Here is a 20,199-nt window from a genome sequence, read left to right on the forward strand (position 1 = left end):
TTTCCCTTCGGCTTTCACGGGCAACAAAAAAAGGCTTTAACATCCTCCCCTTGTTTATCACAAGAAGAATGCAAAGCCTTTGGGTTTTCAATCAGTTACTATGCTTCGAAGCGAATTTCATAAAACAAACCTTATTCCGACCTTAGCAGACACTCATGCCGCCATCCACTGCTATCTCTGCACCATTGATCTGCCTGGCATCATCGCTGCATAAGAATAAGCAGGTTTTGGCAATATCCTCAGGCACACCATACCAATTGACAGGCAGCGCCGCGATGATTTTCGATAAGGCCTGTCCGGCCGGATGATAATCCCCGCCGGAATGGGCGCCAATATCAGTTCTCGTTCCGCCCGGATGAATGATGTTGCAGCGGATGCCCTGCTTGCCATAAGCAAAGGCGATGCTTTTGGTCAGGCCCACAACCCCGGCTTTGGCCGCCGTATAGCTTGGACCGTGATTGCCGCGCAGGGCGGCATATGAACCAATATTGACAATGGAACCACCGCCGCCTTGAATCATCGTCGGGAGCGCCCTGCGGCAGATCCTGAAAGGAGCCTTCAGATCGATATTGTGCACCCGGTCCCACCGCTCATCATCGGTAGCGTCCAAGGGATAGCTGAGATCGTTGATACCGGCAATATTGCAGATGGCGTCCAATCTGCCGAACCGGGTTTCCGCTTCTCCCACCATGCGCTCAATATCTTCAAGCTTGGTAACATCGGCCAGTACCGGAATCACGTTTTCCACACCATTCCATCCGGCCAAATCTTTTTCCAGAATGTCTGCGGCGATTACTTTGGCTCCTTCCCCGGCCAAAAGCTTTGTGGCGGCATATCCGATTCCATTCCCTGCTCCGGTGATCAAGACCACCTTGCCTTCCAGTCTTCCCTTTGCATTGCCCATTTTTATTCCTCCTGTTGTACGCACGTTGTGCGCTTCATATTAAACTCCGACCTGGGGGAACGTGGTGCAGCAGCAAAAACCTCCGTCCACAGGCAGGTCGGCCCCGGTGGTGTCTCCGGCGGCAGCACTGGTCAGGAAGACAACGGCGGCGGCGATTTCTTCCGGAGTGCCGTAACGTTTGATTGCCATATGGGCAGCCGTCCTTGCGCAGCCCGCTTCTTCCGCCTTGCCCATGGGAGTGGCTATATTGCCTGGGGTCACACAGTTGATTCTGATGCCTTTGGACCAAAAACGCAGGGCATTGCGCCGGGTATACCGCCAGGAGAAGTATTTGCTTACAGAGTAGGCAACACCGGCAGCAGGTGTATTCCCTGCGACGGCCATACCGTCAATAAGCTGGTTCAGCCTCTTCTCAAAATCAGGGTCGTCAGGATGATCCACCACGGCATGGATGCTTTCCCCGGCGTTCCTCGCCATCATGTGGGTGGCCAGAGAGGCTACTGTAACCATGCTGGAGCCTTCACCCATTACCTTGAAAAATTCCTCAATAATGTAGTAAGTGCCGAGAGCGTTGACCTGGACGATTCTGGGGGCTGAAGCCATCGTTGGGGATAAACCGGCTGTATGGATAACAGCGCTGATTTCTCCCATGGCGGCTGCCCTTTCCGCCAGTGCCTGCACGCACCCTCTGTCGGAAATATCGCATACTGCCGCTGCAGCTTGTATGCCATCTTCCCTAAGAGTCTCCAGCGCAGCATCCAGTTTGACTTGAGAAACGTCGACCAGCAGCAAATTGTGCTCTTTTCCCTGCATTCTGGCAATGGCGATGCCCATACCACCAGCGCCACCGGTAATTACACATACTCCCATGGCAATTCTGCCTCCCTATTTATTTTTTAGACAGCTCTATTCCTTAAAAACGCCTAAGCCCATATTCTGAGCCGTCACATAGGAATTTATCGCTTCAATCCATTCTTTGATCTTAAAGTTCTCAAATTTGAAGATATGAATATATGTCCCTTTATAAGCCATCCTTCTAAATCTGGAAGATTTTGAAGGATCCACATCAACGTCAATGTCACTGTAGACTCTTAAAACGAAGACATTCGGATCCTCTCCACAGATAATCTCCTGGATAATCCAATCATATTTTCCAATCAAGCTGTTGATATCATTAAATATATGCCCCAGATTTTTGATTCCTTGAAGCTTGACCTCTGTTTCATCAAGGCCCATTGGAAATAACAAAAGGCAGTCATCTGTCCAAAGTTTGTTGAATTCCTCCGGATTCGTCCTGAAGTGTTGATAAAACTTAAGGATACTGCCCATATTCTTTTGCCGGATTTGCTCATTCGTCAGCGTATTGCAGTTGATTGTCACTGACGTGAAATTCTTATTTTCTTTCATTTATACGTTCACTCCGATCCTTGATTTTGCTGAATATATAAAATGATTACCTATTCCTGTGCCTTGAACATTTCTAATTTCCTATACAAAGTGGATTTACTGACTTGCAGCAGCTCTGCTGCTAAAGCGATATTATTGCCGGATTTGATCATGGCCTTTATAATACAAGTCTGTTCCGCTTCGCGGAGTGAACATGTTTGTTCCGTTTCTCCAAATTGTATGACCTTGCTCCCTCTGGTCCTTTGTCCTGATATCTGGACTTCTGTCCCGGCTTGAGCTATGCTGTCAATAATTTCATCAGGTAAATGTCTAGGCGCAATGACATCTGTGTCTATCATATTCAGGGCATAAATCATGGCGTTTTCTAACTGTCTGATATTTCCGGGCCAATCGTATTTCAGCAAAATATCCCTGGCGGCCGGACTCAGCTGAAGTTTTTTGGTTTTGCTAAAGCGATCATCACAGTAAGTATTGATAAAATATTCGGCCAGGATAATTACATCTCTCCCGCGCTGTCTTAAGGGAGGGATATTTACCTTCAGGACATTAAGGCGATAGTACAGATCCTGCCTGAATTGTCCGTTTTTAACCGCTGTCTGGAGATCTTTATGGGTTGATGCGATCAGCCTGAAGTCCACCGGCCGGTATTCTTTTCCGCCTACCCTCATCACCTGCTTGTTTTCCAACACCCTGAGGAGCACGGCCTGGGTTTCCAGGGGCATATCCCCTATTTCATCGAGAAGCAGGGTTCCTCCCTGGGCCAGTTCGATCTTCCCCAGGCTGCCGTTTTTATTGGCACCTGTAAAAGCACCGTTGTCGTAACCAAACAATTCGCTTTCAATGAGGCTCTTGGGTATAGCGGCGCAATTTAAGGCAAGAAAAGGCCCGTCGGGACGGGATTCATTGTGAATGGCCTCCGCAAAGAGTTCTTTGCCCGTTCCTGTCTCGCCTAGGATCAATATATTGGCCAATGAGGAAGCAAAGCGCTGAGATTGTTCCAATGCTTGCCGGATCAGATGACTATCACCGACTATATTGTCAAAGGTAAGGCTGTTTTTTTCTTCTGTACTGATTGCTGATTGCTTGCCTATAAGCAGCGGCCTCACTTTTCTTTCTAAACATTGCTTCTTCATAATTGTTATTCCTTTACATCATTTACCATAGTATGGGCCTCTAAACTAGTTCCGCATGGATAGGGACGGGGAACACTATGAGGGGAGCCCGCAGCGCAGGAGGGGGGCTTGTGAAAACCCTCCTCTTACGCCCGCGCAAATCTTGTCTAGGCTAAGGGGACATCCCCTAAACCAATGTCCATCTCTTTCGTGCTGACATTCAGGATCTTAGTCTTTTTGCCTGCAGTTACCGTCAGGGTGAAATCGTCTTCAGGCAGATTCCTTAACCAGAAGTCGCCGTAATTATTGGTCTCGGCAATGGCGGCAACCTTGCCGTCCACGCTGTTCAGAGTACATCTGGCGCCGATGATGACCTCTTTTGCCGCCGGGTCATAGATGGTTCCGGCCACAAACCGCTTCGGCAATCCCCGATAATAAACCCTGGGCTTGGTACCGTATTCCGGATGGAAAATCTCGGTGCCTTGAAGATCCATTTCCGACTCCTCCCCGAAAAGGATGGCGCCGACCTGGCAATTGTCAAAGCATCTTGGCACACTGATCGGGTGGTCGCCGTCGAGGAGGTGTGCGCAGCCTGTGCACTTCTGGGGCAGCTGCTCCTGCTCGTTCCAATAGATCGCATGATAGGGACAAGAATCGACGAGCTGCTTCATTCCCTTTGCTTTGTCCGGATCGATGAGCACCAGACCATCTTCCCTCTTATAAACGGCGCCCCGGCCGGCCTTGATGCAGGGAGCATTATCGCAGTGCTGGCAGAGTACGGGGAAGTAGGTTACCTTGACATGGGGTTTGGCGCCCCGCTCCTGCTGGTTGACCTTGATCCAGAACTGGCCGATCTCAGGCTGAGGCTTGGCGTAGGGTGACCAGTCGTTGCCGCAGTGCTCGTCCTTGCAGCCTACCTGGCAGCCGTGGCAGCCCACACATTTGTCGATATTGATAACAAAGACTTTCATTCTGCTCCTCCTTCCACCCATGACGTATAATTGATGCCTACGGCCGGATCATAATCCCTGGCAAAGGCTTCCGGGTACTTCTGCTTCCATCCGTCATACTCACTTTGTTCAAGCTTCGCTGCTTCCACCAGATAGCCGGTAACCGGGAAGCCCCAGCAGTGCTTGGAGACTCCTCTGGGCGGGCTGAGCAGGTTCGTGGAACCACCGCGGTCAAGATGGGGGGCGATCGGGTCGACCCTGGAGCCTTTGTTCACGATAACCGCGCCCGGGATGACGCGCTGAGAGACTTTGGCTCCCACTAAAATCGTCCCCTGATCGTTGGTCAGTTTGACGATGTCGCCGCTCTTGATCCCGCGTTTCTCCGCGTCCTCGGGACTGATCCAGATCGGTTCGTAGAGGTAGCCGTCGGGCCCTTTAACCTTACAGGTCTCGATCTCACGGAACCATACGATGTCGTCGCCCTGAACGTGGACACGCCAGCGCCCGGGGTTAGCGACCAGAAGCAGCGGGTAGGTTTTGGCTTTTTCACCGAGCTGGGTCTCATCGTGAGTCCAGCCCTCGGAGGCCGGGCCGCCGATGACCCATTTGGCGATCGGCTGACGTTCCTTGTCATCCGGGAAGTTTTTGGCCAGAGCTTCGGAATAGAATTCCAGCTTGCCGGAGGGGGTATCGAGGGGGAATTTCTCCGGTTCTTCGTAGAACTGCCTCATACCGGGCGGGTCGTCTTTCCAGGTCGGAGAGATCTTGGGGACATAGTAGCCCTTTTCCTTAAATTCTTCCCAGCTGATCTCGTTTTTCACATCGGATTCACTGAAAGCGAACTCGCGGACTTCGTCAATGTCCATGCCCAACGTGATATACTCGTCCACACCGAAGCGTTTGGCCAGCTCCACGGCGATTTCATAGTCGCTCATGGACTCACCCACCGGCTCGAGGGCTTTATTCTGCAAGCCCGCGTGCTTCACGGCGACGATCTGGCTGGCGCCGCCGATATCGTCCTCTTCCAGACAGGTGGTGACCGGCAGGATCAGGTCGGCGAACAGGCTGTCGTTCTCAATCCACTGGTGGTTGGTGACGAAACACTCGACATTGTCGCTGCGCAGGGCCTCCTGGTAGTTGAAGCCGCCGTTCCAGCAGCCCATATTACAGGGTTTCTCGGACCAGAGCATGTGGAATTCGCCGCCGCCTTTGTCGGCAGGGGCCGGATAATTGTACTCTGTGAATTGATCCTCCGTCGTCACATAGACGATCTGCGGGCTGCCCCACCATTGCGCCTTGCCCTCCTGGATGGCCTTGGCTACCATGGTGCGGGGAATGGTCTGGGGATTGGGATAAAACTGACGGGCCTTGCTCGCTACTATGAAGGGCATGGTGGTTGACTTGGATATGGCATGCCGGCCGATATCCGAGGCGTTCATATACATCTGCTGCACACCTGGGGCACCGAGACCCTGCATGGCCAGCTTATAGGCTTCCGTCCGTCCCGCTTCATGGGAGTAGGGGCCTTTGATGGTGCCGCTGGAGAAGTGGACGATGGAGGTCACCTTCGTACCCCATTCCCTGGCCAGGGCTTTGATCGTCCATTCCGGCACACCGGTAATTGGCGCAGCCCACTCCGGTGTCTTGGGAATGCCGTCCTCCTCGCCCAGAATATAGGCTTTTACTTTATCGAAGCCGATACTGTGGGTCTCCACATAGTCCTTTTTATAAAGGCCTTCCTGGATCCAAACATACATGAGTGCGAAGTCCAGCGCCGAGTCGGTATTGGGCAGGATGGGGATCCACTTCATACTGTCGTGGGCGACAGCAGTATAGTTGCAAAAGGGATCGATGATCACGAATTCCTTGCCCAGCTCTTTCCAGAATTGAATGAGCTGGCTCCAGAACTGGCTGGCATAGGTCTGGGTCAGTTCCAGGTCGCCGGCGTGGAAGGCGATGAGCTCGCTGTGCTCGCTAATGTCCAGGGCCACGTTCCATGAAGTATAGTTGGTCTGGGGCGGTGCGACCATGCCCAGACCCTTGTTGGAGCCGGAGCCCCAGACATGCTTGGCCCCCCAATAGAAGCCCTCGACGCTGTCCGGTGTCCTGGTTTCCCGGGTGTAACCGCCGATGAGGTTCATCAGCATCATATGCAGGCCGCCGGCGGCGTGGATGCCCTTGGACTCTTTGTGCCCGTCCTCGCCGATGCAGAGCACCGCATACTTGCCGTATTTCTCCATGACCCGCTTGATTTCCAATTCCATGATGTCCAAGGCTTCTTCCCAGGAGATCCGTTTGTACTTGCTCTTGCCCCGGTTCTGGGCATTGATCTTGGCCGGGTCGCCCCCCGGTTCCCAGTCTACGCGCTTCAGGGGATACTTGACACGGTTTTTGGAATAGACGCGGTTCTTATAGGCCAGCGCCATATAAGGGGGAGAGGTCTTGATCGCAGGCCGCAGAGTCTTGCCCTGCACCTCAAGCTCCCACATGCTGGGCGCCAACTCCTCCGGGGTATACTTGTCATCCCAGCGCATAGGCCGGATGCGCACAATTTGGCCGTCTTTGGAATCCACCGCCACGGGATCGCCGCCGGTACCGCCCGGCGCGATGCCCCGGATAATGGTCTTTACTTGCTCCTTTGATTCGCTCATGTAAATCTCCTTTCTCTGATTATACAGTCGGTTTTTTCTTTTTCTGGTCTTCGTACTCTGTGTTAATCACTCCTTTCCCATGATCATGGTGTCTATTCCATGTCCACGACGACCTTAATGGACTTTTCACGGTCGGCGGCCATGTTCAGAGCTTCATTGAGCTGTTCAAGAGGAAAGTGGTGGGTAATGATCTCGTTGACCAAGGTCCGCTTATGGGCCAGGTTGTCGATGACTTCCTCGATATCCGCCAGATCATAGCCGCTGGAACCCAGCATGACGACCTCGGTGCTCATCAGCCGCGCCAGGTTCACTTCCTGGGGGCGCGCGTTCACTCCGACGATCGAAAGCCGGGAATTCGGCTTACAAAGCTTAAAGAAGTCATCAATGATATTGGGGGCTCCCGCGCAATCCACCACGATATCCACATCGATGGCCCTGCCGCTCTGGCGTTGGGGCAGCTCGCCGAAGTGTTCCTTCAAAAACTTGAACTTATCCCCATTCAGGGGACAGATCACCGCGCCCATCTTCTCCAGCAGTGCCCGCTTATAGTCACTGAGGGCGATATCGATAACCACAGGGATGATGCCCTGGGCAATGAGCCCGCTGATACAGAACAAGCCGATGGAGCCTGCTCCGTAAACCACCACATGGTCGCCGGGTTTGGCGCCCGGCCTGTTCTTGCCGCGGGTGCCCACCCCAAAGGGTTCAATAAGTGATGCCTCATCCCAGGAGATCGCCCCGGGCAGCAAGAATAGGTTATGATTCAGCTTGGCGTCCGGCACCAGGATATACTCGGAAAAACCGCCGAGCATACAGGTCTGGTACTTGGGCATGGCATTCATGGGGTTGATCCAAACCCGGTCGCCCTCCTTGAGACCTTTGACCTCCTTGCCGAGTCCGGCTACGTAACCGGCGGTCTCATGACCGAACTGTACGCCTGCCTCGACGCCGACCCCCGATACGTCCGAACCACAGATCGAGGAACGGACAGTCCTGACCAGGACGTCCTTCGGCCCGACTCCAGGCTTTGGCATATCCACGACCTCCGCCTGCAACTTACCTTTATAAATCCCCGCTCTCATAGTAGCCATGGCTTACAACTCCTTTCACGATCAGCCCAGCTTGCGCCAGATGTCTTTACCATCCCAGTCCAGCGACGCCTTCCGGATCATCTCCCAGAAGGGTTTGATACTGGGCGCGTGAATCTCCACGTAATGCCCCCATTTTTCCTTGCAATCGATATAAGCCGCCTTAAGTCCGCCCGCCGACTGCATGGAAAAAAGCGGTTCAAAGCCGGCGGCGGCGAACTCCCGCAGTGCACCTTCGAAGTCGTCCACCCAGTTGGAAAAATGATGGAAGCCGTAGTGCCCCAGCTCGGCGTAAGGATTGGGTTCACTGAAGACCTGGACCAGCTCGATCTGCAGGTCGCCGAATTGGCCGAAAGCGGTCTGCATGGTCAGATCGATTTTTTGACCGCGATAGTTCATATCCTTGGTGGTCAGTGGATCCATATAGAAGAAAGGTCCTGAGCCGAAGAGCGCCGAGTGCGCTCTGGCCGCTGCTTCCAGATCCTTCACATAGTAAGATATCTGGTTGGTGGCGTATTTATTGAGAATCGTCTCCATAAGGGTATCTCCTTTCTTTTATCACCTTTCTGCTCATCAACTGCTTGCCGACTCCAGAGTTGTTTTCTTCGGCGTCTGGACCGTTTCCTTAAGCGGCACCAGGAACTGGGTGATGACAAGGGCGACCACTGCCGCGCCTACTGCAATCATAAAGGCCACAGGCAGCCCGGCGGCAGGACCTTTCATCCCGATGATCATGGTATAGACCGCCATGCCAATGCCGCTGCCCAGGTTTTGAGCCAGTTGGAACACGGCGTTGCCCTGGACGCGAATTTGCGGCGCCAGCTGCACCTGAGGCGCCGCCGAAATGAAGGCTGATTGCTGGGCGCCATAGAAACCGGTGATGAACATGATGACATAAAGGGTGACCAGAGGAGTCGTCGGCGTGAGGACAAAGATCAACGCCAACGTGCTGACTATACGGACGGACAGTCCCATGTTCAGCACCAGGCGGGCATTGCGGGCTTTAGCGATCATCCGTCCGAAGACCGGCGCCAGGAAGAGCCCGAGCACACTGTAAACCGTGGTGGCCAAACCGCCCCAGGTCGCCTCTTTCCCCATGACGTAAATGACATAGGTCGGAATAAAGAAAAATACGGCCATATTGGAAAAGTTCGTAAATAAATTGATCAGAGTGAGGCAAAGTGTGTTGCGGTCTTTCAGGACCCGTGCCGGCAGGATGGCGTCGTCCCCTTTCTTTTTAACCATTGCGATCAGGACGGCGAGACCGGCAATGGCCAGAGCGATCATGATATTGTTGCCCAAACTGCCGAAGGGCATCTCCAGCGCGGAAGGAGTGCTGGATTTCGGCCCCAGGGAGAGGGACATAATGATGCCGCCGAGGAAAAGAAGAAAACCGAAGGCACCGACCAGATCAACCTGTTTCATGGAAGGCACGGCCAAGGGCGCTGCTTCCTCCTTGCTAACGTTAACTCCGAAGAAAATAAGGACGGCGGCCAGAGTCAGTACCGGCCAAACCACATGGCAGGCGGCGCGCCAGCTGACGGTCTGGATCAGGATGCCGGTCAGCGTCGGGCCGATCAGCATGGACACACTCATCATCGTGCCTGTCAGGCCCAGGTAAAAACCGGCTTTTTCTGTCTCATACATGTCGCGGATCAGGGAGAAACCAAGGACGTAGATGCCTGCGCTGACCAGACCCCAGAAAAAGCTGACGAAGATAATGAATTCCATACTTGGTGCGATGGCGCGGCTGAATGACACCAAGGCGCCGACGAGGACACTGAAGGCAATCAGGGTGCGCTTGAGTGCCGGGTTCTTGGCGCCGTAGTAACCGAAGAGCGGCATGGCGGCAATGCTGATCAGGCCGCTGATGGTAGAGGCCAGCGGGAAGAGCGTCTCGCCGCCGATGTCCCGCGCCGCTGCCGGCAGGATCACAGAAAGGCCGGAGGAAACGAAGATCTGGCCCAGAAGAGCGATATAAATACCGGCCAGCGTCATGATTTTCTTCGAGTTCGGCACCGCTTGAAAAGGATTGAGCATTCTTTATCCCCCTTTTCAGATAATAAAAAAATCAGACACGGTAAATTATTTTGGCGGGCATTCACCACTCTTTCCGAATCACATTTTGCTGATACGCTACTGACATTCAGCTTAACCCCAAGACAAGCCTTTCCTTCAACGGTTGGATTAATCCTCGGGGTTCTTGTAGGCCGCGGCCTCCTCCGCGGTCAGACCGCAATTCCCGCAAGCCGCAGCCGTCACCGGGCTCTGAGTGCCGCAACGCGGGCAGGTGAAGGTTTCGATCTCAGCTGCCGCCAGCGGAGCGCCGCACTTGCGGCATTTGGGGGCACTCGGCGGGTTCAGTGTACCGCAGGAGCATCGCGTCGGTTTGGAAACATTAGGGGGTCGGAAGCACATAAGTCAATACACCTCTTTTCATGAATCAGTTCTTCATTGTTGGCGATCCCGCCATTATTGCTTGTAATAACTTTAACAAATGTGGTTGCGGGGCTTCAATTCTCAAAATGATGCCTTTCGTTGTCACTATTGTTACAATACTTTGGAAATAGTGATATATTGGTAACAAATATGTAAAAATGTTACTTGCTGCTGGCAACCCCTTGTTTGCAAACAAAAAAAACCGCTGAATAGTTCATCAGCGATTTTCACAACTATATAGTTTGCTTATTTCTACAGAGAGCCCTTCTTCTGTGCACCGGAGGCGCGACGCGCCCCACTCCGCGTCTCATTTCGCGCCAAGCGCGGTTCGGAGCTTTCATCGTTTTCTAAAAAATCCCAATTACGCATTGCCCATTTTATATAATATTCCGCCATTTGCCGCGGGGTCAGGCGCTCACATCCCTCCTGCAGCCACTTGTACAGCAGCATGGCCTGCGATGCCGCGAAAAAATAGCTCATGTATTCGATCTCGACCGGTGGCAAAATTTTCGCGTACCTTTGGGTTATTTCCTTATTGACATTCGTGATATGCATCACAAGGCGATCGCGGAACCAATACTGGCCTTTGCCCCGCACGATGCAGGTGTAAAAGTCTTTTTCACTATAAAAGCTCTGATAAAAACGCTCCAGTATAATGACCGCCGAGGAATCAAAGTTGCTCCTGGGCAGGAGCTCGCGCAATTCGTTCATAGAGGCGATGACATCATCCTGGAACATTTTGTCAATAAGATCAAATTTATTGGTGAAATACGTATAGAATGTTTTACGGGAGACATAGGCGTTGCGACAGATATCCTCCACGGAGATGTTTTTCAGCGGAGTGGTCTTGAGGAGCGATTTCAGGCTTTCTTTAATCATATCATACGTTGTCATGACACCCTCCTATACGGTTCGGCCATAGACTAGTATTTTTTTATTTATTATACAAGTCTTTCCTGCAGGATTCAAGATGAAATACAAGGGCATGGCAGCGCAATTCAACGCAATGATTTCAGTAATCCTCTTTCTTCATCTTTCTTTGAGCATTAAGCAAATACACCTCTTTTCGATTCACCCTTTCGGTCCCTCGCCGGGGGCACTGACAAATCCCGTAAATAGGATCAATTGTGACAACCTTAACATGTCAGCGGATGAAGGGGTTTCAATCTTCCTCATCCCTCCTTTGCCTAAGAAACCGCCTTTGGGAAGACCAACTTGTCTTGATTTAAATATTAGCAAGGGTTTTTCCGCAATTCAGTTGTAGTTCGTACAATTGCCGATATCTCTACACTATTTCCAACGGGCAACAAAATTGCCCCCTGCCCTGGATAAACAGGACACATATAAAAATACAGGCTCCGGAGAGCCTGTTCGGGTGATCTTTGGTGATTTTCATTTAAGAAGATTGATTGCCAATTGTTATAATTCCAACAGAATTGATGGGTCAGCTGCTTTATAATTAATCGTGAACGCAACAAAAATCAAAGAAGAATGAAGATTCCTGTTTATTTTCGTCTTACTGTCAGAATCCAGGTTTACAGAATACATATCCGCAAAAAATTGAGACTTTAAGAAAAGGCCAGATTATCTATGAGGAAGCCAAAGATCAGAGTGCTTATATTATTATCAGCGGGATAGGGATGATGAATATGGGGGTCATGTATGACGATCACCATGTGGAAGAGCAATTGGTCCTGGCTCTTTTAGGAAAAGAATATGCATTTGGTTTGATTGCACCTTCTAAAAGCAGATTTCCTGTCTCTTATCATGTTCAAACGCTCACAAAAATGAAGGCCTGCAAAATTCCTTTTGCAGGGCTTAAAATTTATTTAAGCAGTGACAAGTCGGCATTGCAAAAGATTATTTTGGCAAACGACTTGATTGCCAATGCCTTTATGCGGCAACAATGGATTATGAATACAAATAAAATTTACGACCGGGTTCAGCGGGCACTTCTGGTCCTCAATACGGTTGAAGGCAGAGGTTGGAACAGGATTCCCTTGAATATCACCCATGAGGATCTTGCCGAAATCGTGAATGCCGACCGGCCATCCGTCACCCTTGGTCTGAAGAAGCTGCAAAGCCAGGGGTTGATAGAGCTGGGCTACGGAAAGATATGGCTCAACAATGAATTGGATTTCTTCAGCACTTTAGATGGCACTTGGGATGCCAATAAATATAACACCCTTTCTCGCCTTCCTTTGGTCCAGTAAGCTAATCCCTCCATGACATAATTAAGCCACCGGCAACATTTTCTAATGTTTCACTTAAAAGGGGGACGCCGCGAAAATTTCACAGCGTCCCCCTTGTGTTTTCCCTTGCAGATCCCTTAAAATCCCTTTTCGAGTTCCTTGCGCTCTATTTTTTAACCAGCCAGGATAGTTATTGTATTGAAGAAAAAAGAGAACCTGCCTCAAGCTTTTGCCACAGGATGTCTCAGCACGGTTTTCAACTTTTCCGGGGAGGTTTTACGGGGGTCGGACAGATAGATTTCATGATGCTTGCGTTCAGCACCGGTCATATCCACCAGTTCATTCTGCTCCATGAAAGCCTTCATTCTCTCAAGGGAGGCCGGCTCATCCGCAAAAGGCCCGAGATGCATCATCTGCACACATAAGCCTTCACTAAATTTCTCAAACCTGACTTTGGCAACATCAAGCCCAGGTTTTTTTCGCTGGCATTCCGCCGCTGCCCACTGAAAAACCTCCTCAGTAACAAATTCCGGCTGCCGGATCATTGACGTCCAAAGCCAGGATTCACGATCCTGCAGATCAAAGGCTGAGCCCCGACACCACCATAGTCCCTCTAAAGGGGGAACCACATATTCGATGTATCCGGCGGGAGGACTGCCGCTCAATTTACTCATTTTAATGGTATAGGTGATCGCATAAAGTAGTTCCACAGCCTGCTGGTATTCTCCCCCTTCCGGATTGGGGTCTCCTTGACCGTCAACTATGATAAAATTCATGGGCGGCACCTCAACCAGCATGGGCTTGGGTTTGGGCAGATAGAGGTCTTTATAGGCTTTTTTATAATCCAATTTTTCACCGGCCATCTTAAGCCTCCTCAATCGGAATGATGATTTCCGTCAGATAATTGTTTTCATTGCCCCTGAAAATCAGGCCCGGCCCTTTAAGATAAACCTCCCGGGAGGGGGTCAGGCATTTTAAATGATTCCGGTGAGCATAATCCAGCAATGCTTTGTAGGCTAAATTCAGGGAGTCATACCCACCCTTATGAATTGTGCACAGAGCTTTAACTGCCCCCAAGGTTTTGGCGGTTACCCTGGGGTCCTGAATCAGCTTTTTTGTTGGCAGGCAGATTTCAATATCCGCCTCTTCCTTATATTCAGCGTCGTAGTACAGGTTAAAAGGGGCACCGGCTCCATTGTTTTTGACCGCCTTATAAAGGGTTCCGATATAGGTGCCAACATCGCGATAACTCCCTTGATAACGGATGGATGCAACGGTTACGGACTGAAACTCCTTGATTTCAATTGGATGTTCCATAGCTCTTTCCTCCATTTTTGGGGATTGAATGTGGAGATTCATCTTTTGGATCAGCGCATTTTCCTTGGCTATATTATTTAAAATCTGCTGCTTCTTTTCGGCCAGATAGTAGGACAGGTCCGCGTCCCTGTCACCGTTGGCCAAAATCTCCTTGATCTCGGCAATGGAGAAATCCAGGGATTTTAACAAAACAATAAATTGGGCTTTGCTAAAATCATAGTCATCATAGTATCTGTACGAGTTGTTTTCATCACGATGGGACGGCGTTAAAATTCCTTCCTCATCGTAATAGCGCAGAGCCTTGACCGTCAGTTTGGTGATTTTTGAAAAATCACTGATCTTATACATGAATTCACCTCCATGCTATGATTATAAACTGTCCTCTGCACAGGAAAGTCAAGGAAATATCTTTCACGGCCTTCTCAGGCTTACCAAATGGCAAAATCTTATTTGCGACGGCAGGAATCCAATGTCTATTTCATCCGGCATATTTTTGCCTCCTATCGCCTGAATTCAGCCTGATTATAGCATCCTATTGCACATAAAAAAAGCATCCTCACCAGGGGTATAAGACCCTGTGGGGCATTTCCGGGAGGGGAAAAAAGCTTTCCTTAGAAGATCCTTATGGAGAGGTGAAGAATAAATACATGGTTCATCACAATATTTACAGCTGTCTCGATGACGATGCCGATTGGCTCATAATGCTTCCTCTCACCTATCGGGCTAACACCGGCGACAGAGCGGGCATTAACCGTCAGTGGTGCAAACCGCCAAGGATTTATTTATTCACAGGTCAACCATGAACTACCGGCTGGAGCTGATCAAAGAAATCGGACAAACCGATTTTAAAAACCCGGATGAGCTTCTCCATATTCAGCTTTCCATGAGGCTGTTACGGTAAAATAGCCAGCTCACCCTTCGGGCAATGGCATATTTCCGCCTAAAAAGTGAAAGAACACGCAGTTGAAGCCCTCACACTCGCCCAGGGATTGGAATATTCTGTTGTATACTCTGCAGAATATTTCCGGTTAAAGGGAGTGTAACCAAAATGGATGTTGAATTATCTGTCCGGACGCCAACGCAAATTGCGTCCGAAATTAACTTAATTAAAAGCCGGACCGACAAAATCATGCTCCAAAGCTGTGTCCAAATCGGGCGCTGTCTGACGGAAGCCAAGGCAATGCTCCCCTATGGGGAATGGGGGGAATGGCTGAAGGAAGAGGTCAGTTATTCCCAGCGGACAGCCAATCACCTGATGCGGATCTATCGGGAATTCGGGCCTAAATCCGCCTCACCCGGCGTGAGCTTGCCAGATTCGAATCCAGATTCGAATCTTAGTTTCTCCCAGGCGGTTATCCTCCTTGGGATTCCGGCGGAGGAGCGGGAAGAATTTTTGGCCTGCCATGATGTTGAAAACATGAGCAAACGAGAACTGCAGGCGGCTGTTCAGGAAAAAAAACAGAGCACGGAACTGGTCCCGGTCGTCAAGGTAACTCCAAAGGTGAGAAAAATACAGCCCAAAACCGTGCAGCCAACGGCCGAAACCTACACCGAAAGCATGAAGTATGACGAGCAATTTGCCCTGCACCGCGACAACTTGATCAGCGCCTATAATGAGCTGCTGAAAACACTCGTAGCCCAGAGCAGGATAGACACGGCGCGGAAGGAAGTCAACCGGAAAAAGGCCTTGGAAATTGCGACCAACATGGTTGCGACACTGCAGGAATATCCCCCCGCGATTAGAACGAATTTATCCGTTAAAACAACTAACCCGGAATAAGGCCATAAAGCCGCTCCCTTGGCCTACGCTTCGGGGGCAAAAGTGGCCACCAAGCAATCCCCAAAGCCGGGGCAGCCCGTCAACTTTGAAACCGGGCATGATTGCATAGACGGGCGCGCGGCTGCCAGGTAGAAACAAGGTGAGATCCGCTGGGTCGAGGAGCCGACCACACGGGAATGCTCATACCTGAAATTTAAAGGTAGTTTCTGTCGCGCCTGCTTGTAAATCGTTCATAATTATATCATGGAAGACTTCGTTTTTAACACCTGGAACAGACGAGCCTGACACGCACTAATCACTTAATATTTGCTTGCCGTCTTTCCAACAGTCATAGGACGTACCAAGCAGCCCTTTCCATGGCCCATTCTCGTTATACTCATAATATAAATAAATCCACCGTAGCCTCTCTCCATCAGAAGGGTCCTCAAATTTTATCGTTCCTTTTTTTTCCGAATAGTTTAAGGTTACCGGCAGTTTCCCAAGCACTGCTGCTCGTTCTTTTAAAGTCTCTTCTAAATTATCTAAGGATACCGGTAGTATCTCATCCTTCAATTCTCTTTTAGGAGCAAACGCATCTGCTTTCAGAGTGACAAGCTCAGTAATATCCTCACCATTTTTAAGCAGCTGAAACTTAAAGGTGGCTTCGGTCGCGCCAATTTTTAAATCGCTTATTGTTAATTCAAACTTATCAAAATCTAAATTATTGCCGAACGATGCATCAATGTATACCCCTACATTACAGCTAGCCGTCTTTCCCCCGTCCTTAACTGTTACCGTAATAACCGTTGTACCCTCTTTTACGCCTACAACCTTTCCTGAGTCGCTTACTGTCGCTACCGCTGGATTACTCGAAGACCACGTTACGTTACCGCTATTTCCATATACAGGGTTACCAGATGCGTCAGATGCTTCCAATAGAGCCGTCAGCGTTTCGCTTCCTCCAGCCGGTATGTTTAGTATACTTTTGTTTAAACTTATACCTGTCGGATAAACACTATCGCTCCAAATAGTACTTCCCTGGTTTAAATTTTCTATGACACGCTCCGGTACAATTCCTGTTCCGCCAAATACACTAACTTTATTTGCCTTAGCCGCTCTTTGTTGGTAATAGCTCTTTATATTATCTGGAGGATCATTATTTACCAGAATGACCGGCTCCCCAATCTTGGCCGCATACGCTCCGCCGGATAAAGCATCGGCAAATACTTCTCCTGTAGCCAGACATATCTTTTCTGATTTAAATTCATTCTCAAACTTTTGATTTACGGCTATATTTCTGGAATATTTATCCACTCCCAAGATTCGCTCTGCTTTGGGAAATTCATTGTACACCAAATCACTAACGACATCCGAATAGCCTATAACATAGCTTTTATTCACATTTGCACTAGAAACATAATTCTTTACCGAATCCGGAACCCCGTCACTTGGCACCAGGATAATCGGCATTTGTTTAAACCCAGCAATCGAACCCACGGATAAAGCGTCGGGATAGTCCTCTCCTGTTACAACAAACAATTCCGGAGAATCTTGGGCAGCAGTAATTTGTTTGGCAACCTCCACGGCCGTCTCATATCTATCATAGCCAAAAACGCGGTTAACATCGATACCCATTGCTTCTAGTTCCTCTTCAACCGACGCATAGATTACACCTGTTCCGCCTATGATGATTACATTTTTCACCTGTAAACCGCTTATGACCCGCTTTGTCACTTCCGGCATACTATTTGATTTTGTTAATAAAATCGGTGCATCATACTTGTACGCTAAGGGGACAGCCGTCAAGGCATCTGGATAGTTTTCCCCATAAGCCAGTACAGCATAGTCCGATTTTGTCCAGCCAGATTTGGCAATTTCGGCTGCCGTTTCGTACCGATCGTAGCCGGCCAATCTTGTTACGGTCGGCGACGTGTCCGCCATGGTTGCCGCGGGGAAACAAAACGTAAAAACAAATGCAAGTATGAGTAGTGAACCCGTAATTATTTTGCGCATGGACATAACAAATTCCCCCTCCATTTTTATTTTTTCTTCGTAAAATATATCATATATACTACCCTTATCAGACTGCGTAAGTGGCATTCTTTCCATCGCCATGGAGCCATTAACCTCATCAATTCACCTCACAACCTACCAACGGCAATTGACCAATGGAAGGCTATCTTTGGCAACCAGCGATAGGGCTTTAACTTCCTTTGGCCTTGACACCATATGAATCTCTCCCTGTATAATTACTCTCTTGTATACTTTATTCTATCACAAAACTGACACAAAACTGATGCAAAAATAACTGTTCTTCTACTATCCGGCAAGCCCTTTCGCCAGTTCCTTTGCATATCCACCCGCTGGCTCTTGCTGTCGTCAAGGTTATCGGTCTTTTCATAGACCAAAGATCCTCTGTATCAGTTCGTTGATGATGTGCGCAGCTTTCTTGCTTTGAGGCAACCTGGCGTTTACCCGCATCAGCCGGCTCTTTAACAATTATTCAGCAGGAAAAGGCCACCCTTTTAAAAGGGCTGCCTTTTCCTGCTGAATATGTTTTATCTGCAGATTATTTCTTAAAAACAGGACGAGGGATCCTTTCCACATCAAAGTTCTCGTTTCTGTCCTCCTTGATATGGGGGAGCAGCATTACTTTTGCCTTGATTCTCATCTGTCTTGTTCCGAGGTTGCCCCAGAGAACCTCAACCACTTTGCCTTCCACAGCATAATCCTGATCGATGGTGCACAGAGAAAGCATTTCCCGTGTTTTAGCGGAGAGCATGCGTCCGGAGGAAGCTCCAATCATCCTATTGCCGTCATATACGACATCAATGTGCATACCACCATTGTTGCGGACATAGTCGTAATCGCCCACCATATCCATGATATCACAGCTGTTTCCCGCCTCAAATGCTGTAGCGATGACCTTCAGCACATCCTCCTTATCCTAGATAAGGTGGACCATGATGTTGTGATGCCTATCGTCCGCACATCTGATAGAAAAATCTCTTGCACCGTGTGCTTTCACTGGTGAAGTGATACTTATTGCCAACAATTTTATTGAGCAGCTCAGGGTCAGGCAAGCACATCGAAAATAAGTCCAAACACACGGCGTTTTGATAATAAGGGCTTTAGCCAATGATTCGCAACACTCTGAACTATAAGCTAAAGCACACGTTTTCATCCTCCAGACTAACTGCACACAACTCTTCAATCTTACGAATTCGGTAATATAAAGTATTCTTATGGAGAAAGAATCGTTCGGAAGCCCTCTGAATGCTTCTCCCTGAATCAAGGTATGCTTCTAAGGGTTTATGTGCTATTCACTTTGTTGAAATTAATTAAACACCTTATGTTCATGGTCAATGTTCATTTGGTATCGTGTCCTTTTTAATATCCTGGCGAAATTCCGAGGGGGAGACCCCGGTTTGCTTTTTAAAGGCTTTACTGAAATAGAGATTATCGGAAAAGCCCACGCATTCGGCCACCTGCTTCACCGAAGAACAGGTTTGCAGCAGATCCTTGGCCCGTTGGATGCGCAGCTCGGCCAGAAATCTGGCCGGCGCTATGCCGGTATGCATTTGAAACAGCCGGGTAAATTGTTTGCCACCTAAACCATATTGCCCGGCAAGTTTGGCGATGGATAACTGCTGCGAATAATTTTCATAGATATAAGCGACGGCATCCTCAATCAGCTCACTCTTATTGTCGCATAACTGCCGTTTCGCCGACAGCAGAATTTCTTCAACGAGATGATGAAACAGGGACCTGCTTCGCAAAGCGGCCAGGCTGCTCCGGGCAGCTTCACAGGCCAGAAGCTGCTGGGTCATATCCATAATCCGGGTATTTAGGCCCGTAGAAAAAGTAAAATGTTCATGATAATACGGGGATGAGCGGTGTTCTTGCTCCGGAATTTGATAATGAACCACCGCATAGCACCATATTTTATTGCCAATGACCTCTTTATCCAGGCACATATCCGGTCCGGCATGCATGATCATACCGGGCTCCAGTATATAGGGCATGCCGTTGAGGGTAAAGCAGGCACTGCCTTTAAGAGGAACCAAAAGTCCTCCCGCACCATGATAGGTCCTCGAACCCCGCTCTCTGCTGCCGGAAGGGACTATCTCCGAAAATCCATCCGAAAATGATATCGCCGCACCTGCATAATAATCCACAAGTTTATTGACGTTGATCGTCATTTGCTAGTCAATCTCCTTTCATTCATTTTTTTCCCTCCCCCACCCCCTCCTTCATTCCCCAAAAGGATAAGCTCGGAAAATTCCATGCATGCGGGGTTTTTATTCCATTCCCATGCAATGGGAAGTTTGCTATACTTGCTTTGCAAGTTAGCTATAGCTAACTATAATGAATTGGGGG

Annotated in this window: 20 protein-coding genes; 3 read left to right on the forward strand and 17 right to left on the reverse strand. The window is 49.5% G+C overall.

The window, feature by feature from the left end:
* Positions 1-142 precede the first annotated feature (142 nt).
* From BUA14_RS04600 to BUA14_RS04650, 11 genes are all read right to left on the reverse strand, one after another.
* Positions 143-904 carry an SDR family NAD(P)-dependent oxidoreductase gene (locus BUA14_RS04600; protein ID WP_072771493.1) on the reverse strand — a complete coding sequence of 254 codons (762 nt, stop codon included), beginning with the start codon at positions 902-904 and terminating at the stop codon, positions 143-145.
* A 39-nt stretch (positions 905-943) separates the two neighbouring features.
* Positions 944-1,774: an SDR family oxidoreductase gene (locus BUA14_RS04605; RefSeq protein ID WP_072771494.1), complete on the reverse strand. Its 831-nt coding sequence runs from the start codon at positions 1,772-1,774 to the stop codon at positions 944-946.
* Positions 1,775-1,810: 36 nt separating this feature from the next.
* A complete protein-coding gene (locus BUA14_RS04610) occupies positions 1,811-2,311 on the reverse strand; it encodes a nuclear transport factor 2-like protein (protein ID WP_072771495.1) in 501 nt (166 codons plus the stop codon).
* 50 nt (positions 2,312-2,361) lie between these two features.
* Positions 2,362-3,444 carry a sigma-54 interaction domain-containing protein gene (locus BUA14_RS04615; RefSeq protein ID WP_072771496.1) on the reverse strand — a complete coding sequence of 361 codons (1,083 nt, stop codon included), beginning with the start codon at positions 3,442-3,444 and terminating at the stop codon, positions 2,362-2,364.
* A gap of 146 nt (positions 3,445-3,590) precedes the next feature.
* Positions 3,591-4,394, reverse strand: coding sequence for a 4Fe-4S dicluster domain-containing protein (locus BUA14_RS04620; RefSeq protein ID WP_072771497.1), 804 nt, complete (start codon positions 4,392-4,394; stop codon positions 3,591-3,593).
* The gene (locus tag BUA14_RS04625; RefSeq protein ID WP_072771498.1) at positions 4,391-7,024 is read right to left on the reverse strand and encodes a molybdopterin-dependent oxidoreductase; all 2,634 of its coding nucleotides are present in this window, start codon (positions 7,022-7,024) and stop codon (positions 4,391-4,393) included. Before BUA14_RS04625 ends, BUA14_RS04620 begins: the two co-directional genes overlap by 4 nt.
* Before the next feature lie 92 nt (positions 7,025-7,116).
* Positions 7,117-8,115: a zinc-dependent alcohol dehydrogenase gene (locus BUA14_RS04630; RefSeq protein ID WP_072771499.1), complete on the reverse strand. Its 999-nt coding sequence runs from the start codon at positions 8,113-8,115 to the stop codon at positions 7,117-7,119.
* A gap of 21 nt (positions 8,116-8,136) precedes the next feature.
* Positions 8,137-8,649: a VOC family protein gene (locus BUA14_RS04635; protein WP_072771500.1), complete on the reverse strand. Its 513-nt coding sequence runs from the start codon at positions 8,647-8,649 to the stop codon at positions 8,137-8,139.
* Positions 8,650-8,685: 36 nt separating this feature from the next.
* Positions 8,686-10,152 carry an MFS transporter gene (locus BUA14_RS04640; protein WP_072771501.1) on the reverse strand — a complete coding sequence of 489 codons (1,467 nt, stop codon included), beginning with the start codon at positions 10,150-10,152 and terminating at the stop codon, positions 8,686-8,688.
* Positions 10,153-10,299: 147 nt separating this feature from the next.
* Entirely contained in the window at positions 10,300-10,530 is a 231-nt protein-coding gene (locus BUA14_RS04645) for a double zinc ribbon domain-containing protein (RefSeq protein WP_072771502.1), read from the reverse strand.
* 273 nt (positions 10,531-10,803) lie between these two features.
* Positions 10,804-11,445, reverse strand: coding sequence for a TetR/AcrR family transcriptional regulator (locus BUA14_RS04650; RefSeq protein WP_072771503.1), 642 nt, complete (start codon positions 11,443-11,445; stop codon positions 10,804-10,806).
* Between the two features lie 746 nt (positions 11,446-12,191).
* Between BUA14_RS04650 and BUA14_RS04660 the strand changes: the two genes are divergently transcribed.
* Positions 12,192-12,764, forward strand: a complete 573-nt coding sequence (locus tag BUA14_RS04660) for a Crp/Fnr family transcriptional regulator (protein WP_084078426.1) — start codon at positions 12,192-12,194, stop codon at positions 12,762-12,764.
* 200 nt (positions 12,765-12,964) lie between these two features.
* Here the strand turns inward: BUA14_RS04660 and BUA14_RS04665 are convergent, their stop codons facing one another.
* Entirely contained in the window at positions 12,965-13,606 is a 642-nt protein-coding gene (locus BUA14_RS04665) for a GyrI-like domain-containing protein (protein ID WP_072771506.1), read from the reverse strand.
* Between the two features lies 1 nt (position 13,607).
* Complete coding sequence (locus tag BUA14_RS04670) at positions 13,608-14,408, reverse strand: MerR family transcriptional regulator (protein ID WP_072771507.1); 801 nt, start codon at positions 14,406-14,408, stop codon at positions 13,608-13,610.
* Positions 14,409-14,820: 412 nt separating this feature from the next.
* Between BUA14_RS04670 and BUA14_RS28945 the strand changes: the two genes are divergently transcribed.
* A complete protein-coding gene (locus BUA14_RS28945) occupies positions 14,821-14,961 on the forward strand; it encodes a helix-turn-helix domain-containing protein (protein WP_143153428.1) in 141 nt (46 codons plus the stop codon).
* 147 nt (positions 14,962-15,108) lie between these two features.
* Positions 15,109-15,840 (forward strand): DUF3102 domain-containing protein, encoded by a 732-nt coding sequence (locus BUA14_RS04680; RefSeq protein ID WP_072771508.1) that lies wholly within the window; start codon positions 15,109-15,111, stop codon positions 15,838-15,840.
* Between the two features lie 291 nt (positions 15,841-16,131).
* Here BUA14_RS04680 and BUA14_RS04685 read toward each other — a convergent pair whose 3' ends face one another.
* From BUA14_RS04685 to BUA14_RS04700, 4 genes are all read right to left on the reverse strand, one after another.
* Positions 16,132-17,934 carry a cell wall-binding repeat-containing protein gene (locus BUA14_RS04685; RefSeq protein WP_072771509.1) on the reverse strand — a complete coding sequence of 601 codons (1,803 nt, stop codon included), beginning with the start codon at positions 17,932-17,934 and terminating at the stop codon, positions 16,132-16,134.
* A 454-nt stretch (positions 17,935-18,388) separates the two neighbouring features.
* Positions 18,389-18,754, reverse strand: coding sequence for a glycine cleavage system protein T (locus tag BUA14_RS04690; protein WP_242954548.1), 366 nt, complete (start codon positions 18,752-18,754; stop codon positions 18,389-18,391).
* Between the two features lie 223 nt (positions 18,755-18,977).
* Complete coding sequence (locus tag BUA14_RS28950; protein ID WP_084078461.1) at positions 18,978-19,142, reverse strand: helix-turn-helix domain-containing protein; 165 nt, start codon at positions 19,140-19,142, stop codon at positions 18,978-18,980.
* A 39-nt stretch (positions 19,143-19,181) separates the two neighbouring features.
* On the reverse strand, positions 19,182-20,021 hold the full coding sequence (locus BUA14_RS04700) for a helix-turn-helix domain-containing protein (protein WP_072771510.1): 840 nt from the start codon (positions 20,019-20,021) through the stop codon (positions 19,182-19,184).
* Positions 20,022-20,199 lie beyond the last annotated feature (178 nt).

The sequence above is a fragment of the Desulfitobacterium chlororespirans DSM 11544 genome (assembly GCF_900143285.1).
GTDB lineage: Bacteria > Bacillota > Desulfitobacteriia > Desulfitobacteriales > Desulfitobacteriaceae > Desulfitobacterium > Desulfitobacterium chlororespirans.

Excerpts from the sequence above, each read along its gene's own strand:
- BUA14_RS04600 (WP_072771493.1), bottom strand. The coding sequence starts at position 904 with ATGGGCAATGCAAAGGGAAGACTGGAAGGCAAGGTGGTCTTGATCACC.
- BUA14_RS04605 (WP_072771494.1), bottom strand. The coding sequence starts at position 1,774 with ATGGGAGTATGTGTAATTACCGGTGGCGCTGGTGGTATGGGCATCGCC.
- BUA14_RS04610 (WP_072771495.1), bottom strand. The coding sequence starts at position 2,311 with ATGAAAGAAAATAAGAATTTCACGTCAGTGACAATCAACTGCAATACG.
- BUA14_RS04615 (WP_072771496.1), bottom strand. The coding sequence starts at position 3,444 with ATGAAGAAGCAATGTTTAGAAAGAAAAGTGAGGCCGCTGCTTATAGGC.
- BUA14_RS04620 (WP_072771497.1), bottom strand. The coding sequence starts at position 4,394 with ATGAAAGTCTTTGTTATCAATATCGACAAATGTGTGGGCTGCCACGGC.
- BUA14_RS04625 (WP_072771498.1), bottom strand. The coding sequence starts at position 7,024 with ATGAGCGAATCAAAGGAGCAAGTAAAGACCATTATCCGGGGCATCGCG.
- BUA14_RS04630 (WP_072771499.1), bottom strand. The coding sequence starts at position 8,115 with ATGGCTACTATGAGAGCGGGGATTTATAAAGGTAAGTTGCAGGCGGAG.
- BUA14_RS04635 (WP_072771500.1), bottom strand. The coding sequence starts at position 8,649 with ATGGAGACGATTCTCAATAAATACGCCACCAACCAGATATCTTACTAT.
- BUA14_RS04640 (WP_072771501.1), bottom strand. The coding sequence starts at position 10,152 with ATGCTCAATCCTTTTCAAGCGGTGCCGAACTCGAAGAAAATCATGACG.
- BUA14_RS04645 (WP_072771502.1), bottom strand. The coding sequence starts at position 10,530 with ATGTGCTTCCGACCCCCTAATGTTTCCAAACCGACGCGATGCTCCTGC.
- BUA14_RS04650 (WP_072771503.1), bottom strand. The coding sequence starts at position 11,445 with ATGACAACGTATGATATGATTAAAGAAAGCCTGAAATCGCTCCTCAAG.
- BUA14_RS04660 (WP_084078426.1), top strand. The coding sequence starts at position 12,192 with ATGATGAATATGGGGGTCATGTATGACGATCACCATGTGGAAGAGCAA.
- BUA14_RS04665 (WP_072771506.1), bottom strand. The coding sequence starts at position 13,606 with ATGGCCGGTGAAAAATTGGATTATAAAAAAGCCTATAAAGACCTCTAT.
- BUA14_RS04670 (WP_072771507.1), bottom strand. The coding sequence starts at position 14,408 with ATGTATAAGATCAGTGATTTTTCAAAAATCACCAAACTGACGGTCAAG.
- BUA14_RS04680 (WP_072771508.1), top strand. The coding sequence starts at position 15,109 with ATGGATGTTGAATTATCTGTCCGGACGCCAACGCAAATTGCGTCCGAA.
- BUA14_RS04685 (WP_072771509.1), bottom strand. The coding sequence starts at position 17,934 with ATGGCGATGGAAAGAATGCCACTTACGCAGTCTGATAAGGGTAGTATA.
- BUA14_RS04700 (WP_072771510.1), bottom strand. The coding sequence starts at position 20,021 with ATGACGATCAACGTCAATAAACTTGTGGATTATTATGCAGGTGCGGCG.